This window comes from Paenibacillus sp. J22P143, from assembly GCF_059692035.1.
The window spans coordinates 86,785-105,702 of sequence record NZ_JCAUAQ010000011.1; the positions used below are offsets into that span (position 1 = coordinate 86,785).

Here is an 18,918-nt window from a genome sequence, read left to right on the forward strand (position 1 = left end):
ACGACTAAAGTCACGAGTGTCCTTACGCAAACCATGAAGGTTCAGATTTATGCCGTTCGTAAGAGAAATGTATGGGAATGGCGATTTACAGTACACGCCCAGACAGATATCCAATATTGGTTCGAACACTACGCAGCCGACGCCGGCCTCGTATTGTTCGAACCTTTTGTTTCATTAGGGCAAGCGATTCGACTGCTTGAAGGGTTAAGAAAGAGCCTCATGATAGGAGAACCCAAGGATAATGAGGGACGCTTACTTACGTTGGTAAAACGAGAGGCCACGGCGTGTGGCGTAACGAACGTAGATGAAATACGTTCGGAAATGATAGACTACTCGCTTTGGCGTGATGAACGTGTTCGCAGAGTTAAGCTGCTTCCGAGTGCATATATTAGTCTCGTTGAAGCGTGCAGAGGGCGTTCTTTGCTGGTAGAAGAACTTCAGCAGCTAATAGGAGCATCTGGTGCTGCTGGGATGGAGGACATGTGGACAGCATACCTACAACTCGCCTACCTCAACGGCGATGTGTCGCTAACGAATGGCTTGCACATTCGTGTAAAGCGTGAATGGCGACGGTGGTTCAGGAAGGCTTCGGACTACGCATGCAAACGATGTGGAAGTGGGGCAGAGCGAATGTTCTGGACGGGTTGCTTGTCCTGTGGACAAGCCTGCCCTTACTGTGAGGAGTGTCTCACGATGGGGAGAGTCCGCTCCTGTTCTTTGCTCGTTCTCGGAGGCTCGGGTGAAGTGGTGTCTGGGGGGCATGCCGCTGACGATTTACAGGCTTATATAGCACCCTGGGGACTAAGTGATGCTCAAACCAAAGCGTCCCTTGAGGGGCTGAGCTACATCAAGGGCAAGCAACCCGGGGGCCCAGGCAAGTTCCTCATCTGGGCTGTGACGGGTGCCGGGAAGACGGAGATGATCTTCCCGTTCATTCACTACACCGCCGCTCGTGGCGGGCGTGTCCTCATTGCGACACCACGCAAAGACGTGGTGTTAGAGCTGCAACCGCGCATCCAGCGGGCTTTCGCTAGTTACAGCGTGGTCACGCTGTATGGGGGAAGCGAGCAACGCTGGGAGCAAGGGCAAATCACGATCGCAACGACGCACCAGTTGTTGCGCTTCTATCAAGCCTTTGACCTGGTCATCATCGATGAAATCGATGCCTTCCCGTATCACAACAACCCTATGCTCAGCTATGCGGCTGAGAACGTATGCAAGCCCAGCGGGACGAATATCCTGCTGTCAGCAACACCGCCTGTGCGGATTAGGCGAGCCGCCGAGCGCGGGCGTTTACCGCACGTTCGCGTACCCGTACGCTTTCATAAACACCCCCTGCCCGTCCCGCAGTTGATTACGACCCCTACGTTAAGAAAGTCCATCGTGTCACAAACCATTCCGATATCGATTCAATCCCGGTTAGAAGTTTCCATTGAACGAGGAGCCCAGGTATTTGTCTTCGTTCCCAATATTCAGCTCGTAGAGCCGATGGTAGAGCTATTGAGAAGTAAGTTGAAAAGTGAGGCTGTTCGCGTAGAGGGAACCTCCTCCAAGGATGCATCGCGTACAGACAAGGTACAGCTTTTCCGCAATCGGGAAATCCGTGTGCTTGTCACGACGACCATCCTAGAAAGAGGGGTAACCGTGCCCCAGTCTGATGTTCTCATTTTGGACGCAGACTCGAAGCTATTTGACGAGGCAGCGCTCGTCCAGATGGCGGGGCGCGCAGGAAGATCGAAGGATGACCCGCATGGGAAGGTGTATTTGGCTGCTGCCGAAATAACGAAATCACAGAAAGAGGCCGTCCGACAAATTCGTACGATGAATCGTATTGCTCGTAAACAGGGTTTTCTGCAAGGAGGAATTAAATGAGCCAGTGGTGTAGGCAAGTGGGGAATGCGTTATTTTCGCTGTTAGGCGCCAAGAGAGAGGTCTGTTTATTATGTAAACAAGTAAGCAGCCTGCAGAGAAGTGAACTAGGACTTTGTCACGCGTGCTACACGCGGATTCCGTGGATTCGCAAGGTAATTTGTACATCCTGCGGACGAGGGGAGTACTGTCCAGATTGTCGACGGAAGCCGCACGCTCATTTTATAAGTAGCCGGAGTGCCGTCCGATATGATGAAACGATGAAAGAGCTCCTAGCCAGGTATAAATATCGCGGAGATGAACGCATGAAGGCAGTACTCGGCCATATGCTGGTTCATTCTTTTCAGTTACTGCAGCTGGAGAGGGAGGCTTCGCTAGCAGTGGGAACGGGGCAGGTGAGGGAGTTCATCACGTACGTACCTGTTAGCGAGCGCCGCATGCAGGAGCGGGGATTCAATCAGGCGGAGCAAATGGCTATAGAGCTAGGTCGGCGTGTCGGCCTTCCGGTCGTAAGTTTGCTCAATCGTTCGAAGCACACAGATAAGCAGAGTTTTAAAAAACGAAATGAGCGGCTCGATGATCTTGCGCACGTTTTTGATGTTAATGTTTCGTGTGAGCGTGATTTATGTGTATTGGGGTCTGCGATTATTATTTATATCGTGGATGATGTGTACACAACCGGGAGTACAATGAATCAATGTGCGATGGCATTAAGGGAGAGATTGTCGATATCTGTCGAAATTTATGGACTTACTTGGGCAAGGTGAAAGCAGAAAAGTCCTGTTTTTATAAAAATAACAATAGGCAAAAGCTGTCGAATTGCGGTAAACTGGAATTAAAAAGTGGGAACTGGGAATCCTTGAGAGGAGGCCATACAATGGGTATGAATGTGGCGAATTGTTCGCGTTGTGGGAAGATATTTGTGAAAGGCTTCGCAGAGTTTTGCCCGAATTGCATGAAGGATCTCGAGCAGCAGTATGAGAAATGTTTGAAGTATCTGCGTGAGAATAAGGGAGTCAATATCAATGAACTTAGCGAAGCCACGGGCGTTTCTGTAAAGCAAATCACCAAATTTATTAAAGAACGCCGGATTTCCATTATGCACGCTCCGAATATGTCTTACTCCTGTGAGGTATGTGGAACAGCCATTCGTGAAAATACGATTTGTGAACCATGTCGAGCGAAGCTGATGAAGGATGTCAAGAATACTTCGGAAGATGAACGTCGAGACGAAGAGCGGAGACAGCAAGAGAACAGGATTACATTTAACATCAGTGATCGACTGAAAGATAAGCGATAATTCGAAATAGGTCTATAGAGATATAAAGTTTCATATAGAAGATGCCGATAATAGTACTAACGATTATCGGTTTTTTATTTTTTTAGGTCAGTGAACATAGGAGTGTATCGGTATGAAAATTAATGAGAATGGGCGCATTGGCGCTGTGAATCCGTATAAGAAAACAGGAGATATAACTTCTGCACAAGCTGCCGGCAAGAAAGGTAAAGTGAAGGATCAGGTTGAAATCTCTGCAGAAGCCAAGGAACTTCTAGGAGCTTCAGCCAGTGCTCGTACGGAAGAGCAAAGCCTCAGAATCGAGTCATTGAAGAATTCAGTTTCATCAGGGACCTATCACGTAGATGCTAAGAAAATTGCAGAGAAGCTGCTCCCATATTTGAAGTAAACATATTAACAGATTTATTAAGGAATAGGAGATCGCCATGTCTATTCAACCGTTGATTACGATATTGGAACAGCTTCTTGAGGCGCATGAATCGCTGCTGGAGCTGTCCAGAGAGAAGACTCAGGAACTAGTCAGCAATAACGTGAACCAGCTTAATTTGATTATTAATAAAGAGAGCAAGCTTGTAAGGCATATTAGCGAGCTGGATAAGCAGCGGTTTCATGAAATCGGCAAGTATTTAATTTCACGTGGCTATAACCCGAATCCTCAGGTAACAGTGAGCGATTTGATTAGGGTGATCTTTAAAGCGGAAGAGAAGCAAGCCTTATCACATGCTCATAAACAGCTAATGGTTGTATTGGAGAAGTTGAAAGAGATCAATATATCCAATCAACAATTGATACAACAATCACTTTCATTTATAGATTATACGATTGATCTTGTGATGGGACCCTCTGAAGATGATGTCGTTTATCGGAATCCCTCCCAACAAAAGAATGAGAAGCGAATGGGAATGTTTGACCGGAAAGCATAAGCTTCAAGGAAGGTCTTTAATAAGAACATTTAAGGGGGGAATTGCTGGTGGGATCTACATTCTCTGGCATTGAAATTTCGAAGCGAAGCTTATTCGCACAACAAACGGCTTTACAAACGACCGGACATAACGTAGCAAATGCGAATACGCAAGGATATTCGAGACAAAGAGTAAATATGGTTGCATCTCTCCCATATGAACCTGCGAGCATGACAAGAAGCGCAGTTCCAGGGCAATTGGGACAGGGTGTTGAATTCGATCAAATCAAGCGAGTTCGCGAGAAGTTTCTAGATACGCAATTTTACGATGAGAACAAAACCTTAGGAGAATGGACCATTCGCAGGGATACGTTAGAGAAGTTGGAAGCTATCGTGAATGAACCATCGGATACTGGTATCAGACAAGTGGTCGAGGGCTTCTGGAGTGCTTGGCAGGATGTCAGTAAGGAACCTGATAACTTGACAGCTCGTGCCGCACTTAAGGAAAAAGCGTTAGCCATGACCGATGCTTTCAATCATACAGGGAAGCAATTGGATGATCTATCTGCGAATCTGACAGATAATATTTCTGTTAAGGTTTCTGAAGCCAATACGATGTTGCAGCAAGTTGCTAATTTGAATAATGAAATTTTTAAAATAGAAGGATTAGGCAATAACGCCAATGATCTAAGAGATCAGCGGGATCTATTGGTAGATGGTTTGTCCAAAATCGTTAATATTACCGCTGTTGATACGACTGGCGGATATACGTTGCGAATGGGCAGCGTTGAGCTGGTTAATGGGATTAATGTAACCACCTCGCTTGATGCCGGCTCTGTTGCTGATAATTTACAATCCAAGGATTTGCAGAGCGGCGAGATCTATGGAATGCTCGTTTCCCGAGATCAATATTTAGAGAGTTATAAATTTCAATTCAATTCCATGGTTAAATCTCTTGTCCAAGGCCCAGTAACGATTACGTTGCCTGCAGGTTCAGTGATCCCAGTTGGCGCAACCCTTACCGGCGCGACACCAGGGAGCACCTTAGCGGCCGACACGAAAGTAACGGTTAACGGAATTAACGGTCTACACGCTTTGGGCTATACCTTAGAAGATCCACCGAAAAGCGGAATCCCTTTCTTTACTTTAAAAGATGGTGCTACGGAGTTTAATGCAAACAGCCTCTCTGTAAATCCAGATATCGTCAAGAAAGTGGCCAATATTGCTGCTTCCTCTCGTACCTATGTGGATGCGAATGGCAGTACCAAAGTAGTTAGAGGGAATAACGATATCGCGTTAGCTTTGGCATCGCTCCAGAATCAGAAGTTTGACTTTGATCCAAGCGCTAACGGAACGCCGCTTTTGACTAGCGGCACTTTCGACGAGTTTCTCCGTGCCATCGTAGGACAACTAGGTGTACAGTCACAGGAAGCTACGAGACAAACAATGAACCAACAAGCACTTGTCGATCAGGTTGATTCGAGAAGGCAGTCTGTTAGCGGTGTTTCTTTGGATGAAGAGATGGCGGACATGATTAAATATCAACACGCCTACAACGCTGCGGCAAGATCTTTAACCACATTTGATGAAATGCTGGATAAGGTCATTAACGGCATGGGCACGGTCGGCAGATAATTATTTTGAATATAAGGTGGGGACTTTATGCCAACCAGAATCACACAAACGATGATTAATACCCAGATGGTTCGGAATTTGGGCTCAAATCTCAATCGAATGGACAAGTTACAGAATCAGCTTGCAACAGGCATGAGAATTAATAAGCCATCGGATGATCCGGTTGGAATTAGCTTTGCTATGAGATACCGTAGTGAGTTGTCTGCGAATGATCAATACCAAGCGAATGTCTCTTCTGCTACATCCTGGTTGGAATATACGGACTCTACGCTAGGTAAAACTAATGAGGTTCTACAGAGAGTACGAGAGCTAACTGTGCAAGCAGCAAACGGAACCAATCCTCAAACAGCTGAGGATGCTATAAACAGTGAAATGAAGCAGTTATACAGCCAACTCGTCGAATTAGGTAATAGTAATTTTAATGGCAAGCACGTGTTCAATGGACAGATAACAGATATCGCTCCGTATACCGAGGCCAATGCGGCAACAATCGATGTGGACAACACAACTATTCAATACGAGATTGGAGCAGGCGTGCGGTTATCAGTTAATGTCACTGGCGATCAAGTGTTTGGTAAATCAATAGATACGGATAATGTATTTAAAGTTATGCAAGATTTAATGAAGGCGTTGAGCACAAGTGACATCAATGGGATAAGCGACAGTTTGGGGCGGTTGGACACAAGGATGGATACTTTCTTATCTATCCGCTCTGATGTTGGTGCCAAGATGAACCGTGTGGATTTATCGAATGAACGCCTGAAGGATATTAATTCCAACCTCCAGGTACTGCAAACTAGAGTAGAGGATGTAGATGTAGCCGAAGCGATGACGAACCTCAAAACTTCGCAGAATGTGTACGAAGCCTCTTTGTCGATAGGTTCACAGATTATACGTCCAAGTCTAGTTGATTTTCTCAAATAAGGCGGTGTAGGTCATGTCGTCCGTACCCTTGATTAGACTTGATATTCAGTCTGGCCAAATTGGCATAGATGTTCAGCGTGGGCAGTGGGATATTCGTCAGCCAAAAGCTGAAATGGAGATGCACACAACTCCGCTAACAATGGAGATGCGTTCCCCTCAAGGGGAACTGCACATTGATCAGAGTAGTGCTTGGGATGCGCTAGGGATAGGAAGCCACACTACGTTTATGAATCGGATTTACAGTGAGTCGAAGAATATAGCTCTTCAAGGAATCGCAAGCATTGTAGAGAAAGGGAATAGACTGGCGGCCATCGAAAAAGGTGGAAACCCGATTGCCGATATGGCAGCAGAGCGGGCTTTTGAACCAAGCAGCATGAACTATCTAGGTGAGGCTTCTTACGACAATGTCGACCTGGATTATACGGCGAACAAGGTTGAGATCAATGTGACCCCGGGCAGTATTGACATCCAGATCACGCCGCATCAAGCTGAAATATCGTACGCACCTGGCAAGGTCTCGATCTATATGAAGCAATATCCGAAGGTTGAGATGATTCCCCCAGAAATCGACATGAAAGTATGATTGCCCAACAAAGTAGGGTATAGTTTAAACTGTAGATTACCTAATCTATAGTTTTTTGTTTTTTCCAAAACCACTAATCCGTATAGGAGTTGCCACTCATGAATATAACCACGTTGCAGTTCGGTGAATTAACAATCGCCGAGCAGGAGGTTTTCACATTCCCGCAGGGGATCCCAGGGTTTGAACAGTATGTTCGTTATATCTTCATTCAACCTGATATGGAGTCACCGTTTATCTTCTTACAATGTGTGGATGATGGGAATGTAGCACTGTTATTAACGAATCCATTCGAGTTCTTCCCTGATTATGATATGGAATTATCAGATAGTGTCATTACTGAGTTGGGGATTGGAAGCAAGGAGGATGTGGCTGTTTGGTCGGTTGTGTCCGTAGGGGAACAGCTGGAAGAAGCGACTTTAAACTTATTAGCGCCAATCATTGTGAATGTGAATACGAGGTTAGGGAAGCAGGTTATTCTTCATGGCTCTTCCTACAACGCCAAACATAAATTGATGCAATCAGTTCCATCCGATAACAAATAAGGGGTGACAGGCATGCTTGTTCTAACTCGTAAAAAAGGCGAAGCCATTATGATTGGCGACCATATTGAACTTATCGTATTGGGTACGGAGGGGGATACAGTTCGACTAGGTATTTCAGCTCCTAAAAGCGTCGAGGTATTTCGAAAAGAGATCTACCTATCGATCCAGCAAGCTAACAAGGATGCTCTTGGCAGCGCATCGAATTTCAATGGACTAAATGAAATGGTTAAAAAAGCGAGAAAAACAGAGTAAATAGGCTAATGAAAGGCGAAATAACTAGATAATGTATTATTTATAGACTCAAATGTCGGAATTTCGCGAAAATAGGACTTCAGAAATAGTCACCCCTTGTCGATATTAATAGTATGAGCGATTCCAAGGGCGGCCGACCTGGAAGAAACGCTAATCCACATGGAAGTGGAATTCATATATTCAGGGAGGAATTACAAATGAGAATTAATCACAACGTAACAGCATTGAACACACACCGCCAATTATCTACTAACACAGCTAACCAAAGCAAATCCATCGAGAAATTGTCTTCCGGTCTTCGCATCAACCGTGCTGGTGATGATGCAGCTGGTCTAGCAATCTCCGAAAAAATGCGCGGTCAAATCCGTGGTTTGGATCAAGCTAGCCGTAACGCACAAGATGGTATCTCCTTGATCCAAACAGCTGAGGGTGCATTGAACGAAACTCACGATATTCTTCAACGTATGAATGAGTTGGCAAACCAAGCGGCTAACGGAACTTTGACGGCTACTGATCGTGGCAATATCTCTGATGAGATTACTCAATTGAACTCCGAGATCGATCGTATCTCCAAGTCTACGAACTTCAACACTCAAAATCTGCTTGATGGTACTTTTGGTGTTCAACGTGGTACTACTTCTGGTATTGCTGTAGGTACCGCTGGTGTAACTGCGATTGATATCAGTGGCGCGAAAGGAAGTAACACTTATACAATCACTTCCTCTGGTGCGGGGAGCTACACGTTAACCGATACTACTGGCTCAACTGGTACCCAGGTAGTTTCTCTTGCAGATAGTACAGCTGGCGTAATTAATTTTGATAAGTTTGGTATCAAAATCTCTGTTAACGGTACTCAAACAGCTGCAGGTGTTATTGCTTCCAACGCCGGTGGTGGTGGTGCTGGTACTATAATCACAGGTGCTTCCGCGGCTGTTAATCTGCAAATTGGCGCTAATAATGCAGGTGCTGAACGCATGGGTATTCAAATCTCTAAAATGGACACTACTGCTACTTCTTTGAACACAGCTGCGATTGATGTATCTACTGACGCAAATGCTCGTACTGCTATGGACATCATCAAAGCAGCAACAAATAATGTATCTTCCGAGCGTTCCAAGCTAGGTGCGTACCAAAACCGTTTGGAGCACACAATTAACAACTTGAACACATCCTCTGAGAACCTGACTGCAGCTGAATCCCGTATTCGTGATGTAGACATGGCGAAAGAAATGATGAACCAATCCAAACAAGGTATCCTTGCTCAAGCAGCTCAAGCAATGCTTGCTCAGGCGAACCAACAGCCTCAAGGCGTGCTTCAATTGCTTCGTGGTTAATATTAGCCCTCACGAAGGGGACTCTAGACTTTCTAGAGTCTCCTTTTTTCATACGTTGGAATGGGGGAATTGCGTGGATATCATGAAAAAGAACTGTAGAATTGTCTGATAGGTGTTTAAAAGCGGTTGATTGGACTACGTTTAACGATGAAATAGACCGCTGATTAGAGCGGTCTATTTCTATGTATTAGGGTAGCCAGCAAACCTCCTACGATCTGAGTTATTAATTTTCATAAAAGGATTCAGAAAAGTGACTCTTTAACCGATATAAAGAGTAGAGATTTCTTTACGGATGTAGCAAGTGAATTTTAAAGATAAATGGAGGAATGATGATGACATCGGTCAATCGGATCAGTGGAATGGCCTCAGGTCTGGACACAGATACCCTTGTGAAGAAGATGATGGCGGCTGAAAGTGTCAAGTTAAACAAAATGAAGCAAAATCAACAAAAGTACACCTGGCAAACTGATGGCTACCGCCAGTGGAATACTGATTTGTTTGCGTTTCGAAGCAACACATTGTTTAATATGAAGTTATCGAGCAATTACAACACGTATTCGACAACTTCTTCAAGTCCTGATTCAATGAGTGGGGTATCCACATCTGATGCTGTAGTGGGAACCTATAGTTATGAAATTTCAAGTCTTGCCCAATCGGCAACGATGAAGTCCAATATTGATATTGATCAGACTGTTGCATTGGGTATTGCGACAGACTTAACTATAACGACCAAAGATCAGACGGGTGCTACCTATACGACGAAGGTCAGTGTTGTTGCTACGGATAAAATAGGTGACGTGGTTGCTAAACTGAACGCTGCCAAAGATAATACAACTGGCCAACCGACATCCGGAAAAGATATGGGACTCAAAGCGATTTACGATTCCACACTCAAACAGTTTATTTTGAAAACAAAGGATACAGGGGCAAACACACAAATCTCAATTTCATCGAGTCAAGCTAGTTTTTTAGATACAACTCTCGGTTTTACTGGATCTGCTGCTGCGGATTATAAGAATGGATATAACGGAGGTACTGGTTCCTATGCAACGACTGCTGCAACCAGTGGCTTGTCGAATGCCAATCTTGCTCAAAATGCGGTAGTTAAATTTAACGGTACGGACGTAACATCGGCCAACAATACGGTAAAGATAATGGGTGTCAATTACACGCTTAAAAATGTTACGACAACAGCCCAGTCGGTTACTGTTGCGAGCGATATTGATGCTGAAGTAAAAAATATTAAAGAGTTTGTAAACAAGTATAATGAGATGTTAGATAAACTTAATAAAGCAGTTAATGAGACTGTCTATAAGGACTTTCATCCCTTGACTGATGAGCAAAGAGAAGCTATGTCAGAAACACAGGTCACAGCGTGGGAAACGAAAGCTAAGAGCGGATTGTTCCATAATGACAGCAGTTTAAAAGAATTGATTACTAGTATGCGAAATCATATAACGTCTAAGGTCGATAATGGAAGCAGTTATAACTCTCTTTCCTCAATCGGTATTGCTTCTCAAAATTATGCGGATAAAGGGAAGCTGTATATTGATGAAACGAAGTTACGAGCGGCGATTCAAGCCGATCCAGAGGCTGTAAAAAACTTGTTCTCACAATCCTCCAGCGATACGACTACAAACGTAAAGCAAGGGTTGGTTGTTCGTTTGTACGATGATTTCCAAACAGCATTTACTAAAATTAAAGATAAAGCGGGGAGTGCTGGAAGTACCCAATATGATCAAAGTGTAATCGGAAAGTTGATGAGCAAGACATATAAGGACATCAATATCGAGACAGATCGATTAAGCAAGAAAGAAAGTAATTTTTACAAAAAATTTACTGCCATGGAAACAGCGATGAATAACTATAATTCGCAAAGTTCTTATCTTTCACAATCCCTATCAAGTGGTAGTTAATCATTTATCACTTAAATAATATGTCTCTGTTCACCTTTATTAGTAATAAATATTCTTCTAGGAGGTCTTTGCTTTGAGTATGAACCAACCAATTGGAAATGTTCCAACGCCTAGCGCTAACGTAGCTCCTGCAGTACCTAAAGTTTCGAGCAGTGATGGCATTCAGAGTGTTCATGATTTAAAGCAAGCACAAGCGCAAGGTCGGAATATTCCTATTAGTGAAGAGCAGCTTGTAAAAGCTATCGAACGTGCAATAAAAGCGGTAGAAGGAACTTCCACAACGCTTGATTTCTCCATTCATGAACAGACGAAGCATATTATTGTAAAAGTATTAGACAAAAGTAACGGTGAAGTTATTCGAGAAATTCCGAATGAGAAGTCGCTTGATTTTCTAGCTAGGGTATGGGAAATGGCTGGAGCTATGGTGGATGAGCGCAGGTAATTAGCGAATAAGAAAAGACTTTAGGGGGGTATTTGCATGATTTCGGCGCAGCAGAATAAATATATGCAAAATTCAGTTCAAACAGCGAGCCCAGCTCAGCTGCTTATCATGTTATCCGATGGTGCTATCCGATTTTGTAAACAAGCCATCGAGGCACTTTCTCAGAAGAACTACCAAGATGCTAATAACTATCTGATGAGAGTACAAGATATCATCCAAGAGTTTATTATCACCCTAGATAAGGAAGCAGCTGTGGCTGACGAGCTACTACGCTTGTACGATTATTTCCTCTTCCGCCTTGTCGAAGCGAACACGAAGAAGCAAGTGGAAGCAGCTGAGGAAGTACTGGGCTATTTAATTGAGTTGAAAGAAACGTGGGTTCAGGCAGCCAAGCTTTCTTTAGCATCGAAACATGGATAAGCTTCTCCAAACGTTACAGCAGATAACGCAAGAAATCATCGTAGAGCTGGATCTGATGGACTATGAGCAGTTAGCAAGCTTTGTTGAGGACAGACAACTCATTATTGATGAATTACAATCGATGAATCAGAGCTACAATGATCAGCAAAAGCTGGTGATTAAGAGCATTCTCCAACATGATGAGGCGATTGTGGGACGTATGCAGCAATTAAGAGATGAAGCCAAAAGCGGAATTGATAAAATAGAACGGGCTCGTGTGCATAACAATGCGTATGAGCAACCCTATGCACAGGAAAGTTACTTCTTCGACAAGAAGAAGTAGTCTATCCACACCAACCTTTTGCCGCGGCAGAAGGTTTTTTCTTTTATCCCCTGTTTTCCTCAACCTCCTCCAGCATTCCGTGGATAAACAATCCGATCTGGCCCCACCATGTGAATAAACGGGCCGCTTCACCACGAGTTATCCCTAAATTCCCCTCACCAGCCTGTGGACAATGTGCATAAACCTGTGAATAACTTTGTTAATAATGTGTGAAGAAGACCGTCATGACAGGATTCTACAAATTCTGCAGTTATCCACGGCTTGTATATATTTAAATTTTCTAAATATTTAATTTTATTTAAAAGTTAGAAATTGACAGGTCAAGCATGAAGGTGTTATAGTCAAAAAGAAAGGGCTTACATTTTGTTGGACTCTTTTTAATATTTTTTAAAACGAAAGGATTGTGTACGTTATGCAAGGTAAAGTGAAATGGTTTAACGCAGAAAAAGGTTATGGTTTCATCGAGCGTGAAGATGGCGGGGATGTATTCGTGCATTTCTCAGCGATTCAATCCGAAGGATTCAAAACGCTAGACGAAGGTCAAGCTGTTGAGTTTGACATCGTTGAAGGCGCTCGCGGACCACAAGCTGCCAACGTAAGCAGACTATAATTATTAGGCACACGTTGTGCCGATCGCATACACCTACGAACAGATCACCCTGGGGAATGAACCTGGGGTGTTTTTTATATTTTGCTGATAAAAGTTTAGCTCGGTATATAAAGGAATTATGAAGTTCGAGTGGAATGTAGTATAATGTAAGCAGGAAGGGAGATGTTTAACTATGGAAATTAGCATTCGCGGAGAACACCTTGAAGTTACTGAAGCCCTCGGAGACTATGTCGACAAGAAGTTGAATAGACTAGAGAGGTATTTTGAAACTCCCCTTACATCTGATGTACAAGTAAAGCTAAGTGTGGTTAAAGGTCTTCAAGCCATTGAGGTAAGCATCCCGCTAACAGGTGTGCTACTAAGAGCAGAAGAACGCAACACAGACATGTACGCATCCATTGATTTGGTTGTGGACAAATTAGAGCGTCAAATTCGTAAGCACAAGACCAAGACGAACCGTAAAATTCGCCAAGACGGCGGCAAGCGTGATTTGTTCAAGGCAGAGGTTGCAGCAACATCCTATGTGGAAGAAGAAGAGGACTTCGAACTCGTACGTAACAAACGCTTTAATTTGAAGCCGATGGACGTGGAAGAAGCGATTCTCCAAATGAATATGGTGGGTCATAACTTCTTTGTATTCTCGAATATGGATACAGACACGGTCAACGTCGTGTACAAACGGGACGACGGCAAGTATGGCCTGATCGAACCGGCGATGTAATGCATAAACAATTGGCCTAATAAATTTATTAACATTCCTATACAAAATGATCAAGTGAGCTTAATTCGATATCATCGAGTTAAGCTCTTTCCTTTGGCGCAAGAAGTCTTGACACGGGCATGCATGTTAGTAGCATCTCCATTACATACTAAGAAATACGGGGAAGCATGGTTTTTAAGTCCTATTTCTATAGATTTTATAAGGAAGAGATTGCTCGTTTGTTGCGACAAGACTGTTATAAGTGGTACAATTTAAGGATACGAATGTAAGGGAAAGGGGTTCACCGATGCTAGGACTAGTGAAGAAAATTTTTGGTGATTCCAATGAACGGGAGATTAAACGGATGCTCAAGGCCGTTGACTACATCAACGAGCTTGAAGCTGGCATTAAGCCGCTGTCCGATGAAGCGTTAAAAGAGAAAACAACAGAGTTCAGAAACCGCCTTGAGAAAGGCGAAGAAATCGATGATTTATTGCCAGAGGCTTTCGCTGTTATTAGAGAAGCGGCATGGCGTGTGTTAGGTAAACGTCATTATGACGTTCAACTCATTGGAGGTATGGTGCTGCACGAAGGCCGTATCGCGGAGATGAGAACAGGGGAAGGGAAAACACTTGTAGGAACACTTCCTGTTTATTTGAATGCCTTGCTAGGTAAAGGCGTACACGTTGTAACAGTCAATGATTATTTGGCACAGCGGGATAGTGCTGAAATGGGTCAAATTTACGAGTTCCTCGGCATGACAGTTGGGGTTAACCTGCACGACTTGTCTCACGAAGAGAAGCAAGCGGCTTATGCTTGTGATATTACGTATGGAACGAATAACGAATACGGGTTTGACTATCTGCGTGACAACATGGTGCTGTACAAAGAACAGATGGTTCAACGACCACTGTACTATGCGGTAATCGATGAGGTGGATTCCATTCTAGTCGATGAAGCAAGAACGCCATTGATTATTTCTGGACAAGCTGCCAAGTCTACGGATATGTATTTCACTGCAGACCGCTTTGTATCCATTTTGACGGCAGAAGAAGACTACACGATTGATATCAAAGTGCGCGCTGTCGCGCTAACAGAAGATGGCGTAGCGAAAGCAGAGCGTGTATTTGGGATTGAGAACTTATTCGATCACCAAAACGTCAATATCAACCACCATATTACACAAGCACTCAAAGCTCGTTTGATCATGAAACGTGACGTGGACTATGTTGTTCAAGAAGAAGAAGTCATGATTGTTGATGAATTTACAGGCCGTATTATGACAGGCCGTCGCTATAGTGATGGGCTGCATCAAGCCATTGAGGCCAAAGAGCAGCTAAAAGTTCAGAATGAGAGTATGACACTTGCAACGATTACGTTCCAGAACTATTTCCGTATGTACCGCAAGCTAGCGGGGATGACGGGAACGGCGAAGACGGAAGAAGAAGAGTTGAAGAAAATCTACGGGCTTGAAGTCATTATCGTGCCGACGAACCGCCCTATGATTCGTAAGGATCTGCCAGATGTGGTTTATAAGTCAGAGATGGGTAAGTTCAGAGCCGTAGTTGAACAAATCCTAGAACGTCACAAGTTGAACCAACCAGTACTTGTCGGTACAGTATCCATTGAGAACTCTGAGAAGCTTTCAGAGATGCTGAAGAAGAAAGGTGTTCAACACAAAGTATTGAATGCCAAATATCATGCCGAAGAAGCGGAAATCGTTTCACGTGCAGGTCAACCAGGTTCGGTTACGATTGCAACGAATATGGCGGGCCGCGGTACTGACATTATGCTTGGTCAAGGCGTACACGATGCTGGCGGCTTGCATATCATAGGTACAGAACGTCATGAAAGCAGACGTATCGATAACCAGCTGCGTGGTCGTGCAGGACGTCAAGGTGACCCAGGTTCTTCGCAATTCTACCTCTCCCTTGAGGATGAATTGATGAAACGATTCGGCGCTGAAAATATTATGGCGATGATGGATCGTCTGGGAATGGAAGAAGATCAACCGATTGAGAGCAAATTGATCTCCCGTGCCGTGGAATCCGCGCAAAAACGCGTTGAGGGTAACAACTTCGACGTGCGTAAGGTCGTCCTTCAATATGACGATGTCATGAATCAACAACGTGAAATTATATATAAACAGCGCCGCGAGCTGCTGGAGTCCGAGAATATCCGGGAAGTTATCGAGGGTATGATCAGCGCCGTGATCGAGCGCATCGTGAAAGTACACTGTCCGGAAGAACAAATTCCGGAAGAGTGGGAGCTGCTAGAGGTTGCGAACTTTGTAAATAACAACTTGCTGCATGACGATGCTCAAATCACAGATCAAGCCATTTGGGGCAAAGAGCAGTCCGAGATTATCGAATTCATTAAAGATCTGGTGAGCAAACGTTACGATGAGCGTGAAGCTGATATTGGCGCAGAGTTCATGCGTGAGTTTGAAAAAGTCGTTGCGCTTCGCGCGGTAGATAGCAAATGGATGGATCACATCGATGCGATGGATCAGCTGCGTCAAGGTATTCACCTTCGTGCATACGGCGGTACAGATCCACTTCGTGAGTATCAATTCGAAGGCTTTGAGATGTTCCAAGAGATGATTGAGAATATTCGTGAAGAAGTTGCTATGTACATCATGAAAGCACATGTACAGAGCAACCTGGAGCGCCAGGCGGTAGCGGAAGGTCAGGCGGTTGACACGAAGAATGAAGCAGGCGGTAAGAAACCAGTGGTACGCGATGAAGAGCAGCGTATTGGACGCAACGACCCATGCCCATGCGGCAGCGGTAAGAAGTTCAAGCAGTGCCACGGGCAAGGCATGTAAGGCAACTTAGCAACCTTGTCTACGTACATGCAAGAAGAATAAACGAGGTGTAAGACATGCTAGAACCAGAAGTGAAACAAGACTTAAGAGAAACAGCGAAGCGACTAACCGAATTACGGGGGTCTCTTTGACTTAGATCATAAGCTAGAAGCGATCGGGGATTATGAGGAAAAAATGGGCGCGCCAGATTTCTGGGACGATAACGAACGTGCCCAGAAGACCATCGCGGACCTCAACGCCATCAAGAGTGTCGTTGATGAGTTCCATGGCTTCTCTAACGCCTTTGATGACCTGCAGGTCATGGTTGAGTTAGAGGAAGAAGAGAACGATGAAGGCCTCGTGAAGGATATCGAAGTGGGCATCGCAGCTCTAATCAAAAAGCTCGAATCCTTCGAGCTTGGCTTGCTTCTCAATCAGCCGTACGACCGGCTGAATGCGATCCTTGAGCTGCATCCAGGCGCCGGCGGCACCGAGTCGCAGGATTGGGCAGAGATGCTGCTGCGGATGTACCGCCGCTGGGCGGAGAAGCGGGGCTACAAAGTCGAGGTTCTCGACTATTTGCCCGGCGACGAAGCTGGCGTGAAGAGTGTCACGCTGCAGATCACAGGCTTCAATGCCTACGGCTACTTGAAGGCAGAGAAGGGCGTGCATCGACTCGTCCGGATCTCGCCGTTCGACGCTTCTGGCCGTCGTCACACGTCTTTTGCATCGTGTGATGTGATGCCAGAGATCGAAGACGACACCGACGTAGGTGAGATCCGCTCCGAGGATCTCAAGATCGATACGTACCGCGCAAGCGGCGCCGGCGGTCAGCACATCAACACCACCGATTCGGCTGTGCGGATTACGCACATTCCGACAGGCGTTGTGGTGAGCTGTCAGCAAGAGCGCTCGCAGATCAAGAACCGCGAGAAAGCGATGAAGATGCTTCGCTCCAAACTCTACGAACGGAAGATCGAAGAGCAATTGAAGCACCTAGCCGAGATTCGCGGCGAGCAATCGGATATTGCGTGGGGCAGCCAAATTCGCTCCTATGTCTTCCATCCGTACAGCATGGTGAAGGATCACAGAACTTCGGCGGAGACCGGCAATGTTGGAGCGGTTATGGACGGCGATCTGGATACCTTTATCGATGCGTACTTGCGTCATCAAATTCGGAAGCCAGAGTAATAGGACTTACAACACCACACGAAATCATGCAGGCCGAGCAGGCGAGTTTGCCGGGCTGTGCATGGTTCATGTCATAAACGTTGATCCTACACCTATTGGGTGTAGGATTTTTCGTGTAAACGAACGAAGGAGGACCACTCGTGTCCAGAAGAGAACCACGAATACGGATCGGAAGTAGGGCGCATACCGTATTCGAATATATATTGCTGATCGTCGGATCGTTAATTATGGCGGCGAGCTTTAACAGCTTTTTGAACCCGAACCAAATCGCAACAGGCGGGGTCTCCGGGATTTCTACCATTTTGCAGAAAGTCACCAACATAAACCCCGCTTACACGCAGTGGGCACTTAACATTCCGATTCTACTGTTAGCGCTGTGGCTGCTAGGTAAGAAATTCGGCATTAAAGCCATAGTGGGATCGGTCATTTTCCCATTCTGCGTATTGATCACGAGCCACTTAGGCGTGCCAACACATAATCCACTGCTTGCTGCTGTATATGGCGGTATTGGCGTCGGTTTGGGACTCGGTATCGTCTTCAAAGGGCGTGGATCGACGGGCGGACTAGGGCTGGCTGCTCAAATGCTGCATAAATACTCAGGCTTAAGTCTAGGCTTCTCGGTCGCCATATTCGATGGCCTCGTCATCATCAGCTCTGCGCTGGTGTTCACCCCAGAGAATGCGTTGTACGGGATGATCGGCTTATTCGTCACCACCAAGACCATTGATATCGTGCAGCTCGGCTTCAACTATGCCAAGGTGGCTTTTATTATTTCGGATCATACGGATGCTATTCGTAAGGCGATTTTGTACGATTTGGATCGCGGCTTAACAGAGCTCAGTGGATCAGGTGGATTTACGGGGGAATCACGGACCGTCATGATGGTAGTCGTGAAGCAGAATGAGGTCAGTCGGTTGAAAACACTGGTCCAATCTGTAGATCCGCAGGCTTTCGTGATTTTGAGTGAAACGAATGAGGTATTAGGTGAAGGCTTTAAGAGGCATGCGTAGATTATAATAAAACCACGAAAAGACCGTCAGGAGAAGTCACAATTCCTGGTGGTCTTTTGTTACCACATTAGAAAGTATAAGTTTTCGGTTCTCGAAAACATCTTTCTAATTGGCGATAAAAACAACCTTTAAAACTCGGTCGCTCATCCTCGAAGGACTTCGAT

20 protein-coding genes are annotated in these 18,918 nt (G+C 45.1%); all 20 read left to right on the forward strand.

What is annotated here, in order from left to right; all coding sequences use genetic code 11:
• The first annotated feature begins 33 nt into the window (after positions 1 to 33).
• On the forward strand, positions 34 to 1,872 hold the full coding sequence (locus AC58PQ_RS16860) for an ATP-dependent helicase ComFA (RefSeq protein WP_497243417.1): 1,839 nt from the start codon (positions 34 to 36) through the stop codon (positions 1,870 to 1,872).
• Positions 1,869 to 2,636, forward strand: a complete 768-nt coding sequence (locus tag AC58PQ_RS16865; protein ID WP_497243419.1) for a ComFC family protein — start codon at positions 1,869 to 1,871, stop codon at positions 2,634 to 2,636. Before AC58PQ_RS16860 ends, AC58PQ_RS16865 begins: the two co-directional genes overlap by 4 nt.
• Before the next feature lie 110 nt (positions 2,637 to 2,746).
• Positions 2,747 to 3,169 (forward strand): flagellar protein, encoded by a 423-nt coding sequence (locus tag AC58PQ_RS16870; protein WP_497243421.1) that lies wholly within the window; start codon positions 2,747 to 2,749, stop codon positions 3,167 to 3,169.
• Positions 3,170 to 3,281: 112 nt separating this feature from the next.
• Entirely contained in the window at positions 3,282 to 3,554 is a 273-nt protein-coding gene (gene flgM, locus AC58PQ_RS16875; protein WP_497243423.1) for a flagellar biosynthesis anti-sigma factor FlgM, read from the forward strand.
• 37 nt (positions 3,555 to 3,591) lie between these two features.
• Positions 3,592 to 4,089, forward strand: a complete 498-nt coding sequence (locus AC58PQ_RS16880; protein WP_497243425.1) for a flagellar protein FlgN — start codon at positions 3,592 to 3,594, stop codon at positions 4,087 to 4,089.
• 47 nt (positions 4,090 to 4,136) lie between these two features.
• On the forward strand, positions 4,137 to 5,702 hold the full coding sequence (flgK, locus tag AC58PQ_RS16885) for a flagellar hook-associated protein FlgK (protein WP_497243427.1): 1,566 nt from the start codon (positions 4,137 to 4,139) through the stop codon (positions 5,700 to 5,702).
• Positions 5,703 to 5,729: 27 nt separating this feature from the next.
• Positions 5,730 to 6,626, forward strand: a complete 897-nt coding sequence (gene flgL / locus AC58PQ_RS16890; RefSeq protein WP_497243429.1) for a flagellar hook-associated protein FlgL — start codon at positions 5,730 to 5,732, stop codon at positions 6,624 to 6,626.
• A gap of 13 nt (positions 6,627 to 6,639) precedes the next feature.
• Entirely contained in the window at positions 6,640 to 7,209 is a 570-nt protein-coding gene (locus AC58PQ_RS16895) for a DUF6470 family protein (RefSeq protein ID WP_497243431.1), read from the forward strand.
• A 98-nt stretch (positions 7,210 to 7,307) separates the two neighbouring features.
• Entirely contained in the window at positions 7,308 to 7,751 is a 444-nt protein-coding gene (fliW, locus tag AC58PQ_RS16900; RefSeq protein WP_497243433.1) for a flagellar assembly protein FliW, read from the forward strand.
• Positions 7,752 to 7,763: 12 nt separating this feature from the next.
• Positions 7,764 to 8,003, forward strand: coding sequence for a carbon storage regulator CsrA (gene csrA / locus AC58PQ_RS16905; protein ID WP_497243435.1), 240 nt, complete (start codon positions 7,764 to 7,766; stop codon positions 8,001 to 8,003).
• Between the two features lie 197 nt (positions 8,004 to 8,200).
• Entirely contained in the window at positions 8,201 to 9,337 is a 1,137-nt protein-coding gene (locus AC58PQ_RS16910; RefSeq protein ID WP_497243437.1) for a flagellin N-terminal helical domain-containing protein, read from the forward strand.
• Between the two features lie 332 nt (positions 9,338 to 9,669).
• The gene (gene fliD / locus AC58PQ_RS16915) at positions 9,670 to 11,253 is read left to right on the forward strand and encodes a flagellar filament capping protein FliD (protein WP_497243439.1); all 1,584 of its coding nucleotides are present in this window, start codon (positions 9,670 to 9,672) and stop codon (positions 11,251 to 11,253) included.
• Positions 11,254 to 11,332: 79 nt separating this feature from the next.
• Positions 11,333 to 11,695, forward strand: a complete 363-nt coding sequence (locus AC58PQ_RS16920; protein ID WP_497243528.1) for a flagellar protein FlaG — start codon at positions 11,333 to 11,335, stop codon at positions 11,693 to 11,695.
• Between the two features lie 36 nt (positions 11,696 to 11,731).
• Positions 11,732 to 12,115, forward strand: a complete 384-nt coding sequence (gene fliS, locus AC58PQ_RS16925; protein ID WP_497243441.1) for a flagellar export chaperone FliS — start codon at positions 11,732 to 11,734, stop codon at positions 12,113 to 12,115.
• Positions 12,108 to 12,437 (forward strand): flagellar protein FliT, encoded by a 330-nt coding sequence (gene fliT, locus AC58PQ_RS16930; RefSeq protein WP_497243443.1) that lies wholly within the window; start codon positions 12,108 to 12,110, stop codon positions 12,435 to 12,437. The genes fliS and fliT overlap by 8 nt, the downstream gene beginning before the upstream one ends.
• Positions 12,438 to 12,849: 412 nt before the next feature.
• Positions 12,850 to 13,047, forward strand: a complete 198-nt coding sequence (locus tag AC58PQ_RS16935; RefSeq protein WP_028556842.1) for a cold shock domain-containing protein — start codon at positions 12,850 to 12,852, stop codon at positions 13,045 to 13,047.
• 172 nt (positions 13,048 to 13,219) lie between these two features.
• Positions 13,220 to 13,768: a ribosome hibernation-promoting factor, HPF/YfiA family gene (hpf, locus tag AC58PQ_RS16940; RefSeq protein ID WP_497243445.1), complete on the forward strand. Its 549-nt coding sequence runs from the start codon at positions 13,220 to 13,222 to the stop codon at positions 13,766 to 13,768.
• Positions 13,769 to 14,054: 286 nt separating this feature from the next.
• Positions 14,055 to 16,574, forward strand: a complete 2,520-nt coding sequence (secA, locus tag AC58PQ_RS16945) for a preprotein translocase subunit SecA (protein ID WP_497243447.1) — start codon at positions 14,055 to 14,057, stop codon at positions 16,572 to 16,574.
• Positions 16,575 to 16,630: 56 nt separating this feature from the next.
• A protein-coding gene (gene prfB, locus AC58PQ_RS16950; protein ID WP_497243449.1) for a peptide chain release factor 2 occupies positions 16,631 to 17,744 on the forward strand; the annotation gives its coding sequence in 2 pieces (ribosomal slippage) (positions 16,631 to 16,702 and positions 16,704 to 17,744; 1,113 coding nt in all).
• A gap of 140 nt (positions 17,745 to 17,884) precedes the next feature.
• Positions 17,885 to 18,754, forward strand: a complete 870-nt coding sequence (locus AC58PQ_RS16955) for a YitT family protein (RefSeq protein WP_497243451.1) — start codon at positions 17,885 to 17,887, stop codon at positions 18,752 to 18,754.
• Positions 18,755 to 18,918 lie beyond the last annotated feature (164 nt).